1 protein-coding gene is annotated in these 763 nt (G+C 75.4%); it reads left to right on the top strand.

The features are described 5' to 3' along the window. The coding region (locus B1205_RS29575) for an acyl carrier protein (RefSeq protein ID WP_176308486.1) at positions 1–763 on the top strand (763 nt) is incomplete at both ends.

The following is a 763-nucleotide window of genomic DNA, read 5'->3' as shown; positions in this document are numbered from 1 at the left end:
GCGCAGGTGCTCGGGCACGGCGGCGCGGACGCGGTGCCCGCCGACCGGGCGTTCCAGGAGCTGGGCTTCGACTCGCTCACCGCGGTGGACCTGCGCAACCGGGTCAACGCCGCCACCGGGCTGCGGCTGGCCGCCACGCTGGTGTTCGACTACCCGACCCCGGCCGCGCTCGCCGGGTACGTGCACGAGCAGCTCACCGGCGCGGTCGCGGCCCACACCGACACCGTGGCCGTCACCGGCGTGGACGAGCCGATCGCCATCGTCGGCATGGCCTGCCGCTACCCGGGCGGGATCGACAGCCCGGAGCGGCTGTGGGAACTGCTGGCCGACGAACGCGACGGCATCGGCGAGTTCCCCACCGACCGGGGCTGGGACCTCGACGCGCTGTTCCACCCCGACCCGGACCACCCGGGCACCTCGTACGCCCGGCACGGCGGCTTCCTGGGCGGGGCGGCCGAGTTCGACCCCGGCTTCTTCGGCATCTCGCCCCGCGAGGCCCTCGCGATGGACCCGCAGCAGCGGCTGCTGCTGGAGGCGTCCTGGGAGACGTTCGAGTCCGCCGGCGTCGACCCGGCCCGGCTGCGCGGCTCCCGCACCGGCGTGTTCGCCGGCCTGATGTACCACGACTACGCCGCCGGTGTGCGGGACCTGCCCGAGGGCGTCGAGGGCTACCTCGGCACCGGCAACTCCGGCAGCGTCGTGTCCGGGCGGGTGGCGTACACGTTCGGGCTGGAGGGCCCGGCCGTCACCGTCGACACCGCCT

It is taken from the genome of Micromonospora sp. NBS 11-29 (assembly GCF_002140155.1).
Classification (GTDB): Bacteria; Actinomycetota; Actinomycetes; order Mycobacteriales; family Micromonosporaceae; genus Micromonospora.
The sequence above is the reverse complement of the archived record's forward strand: the minus strand, read 5'-3'. Positions and strand labels throughout refer to the sequence as shown.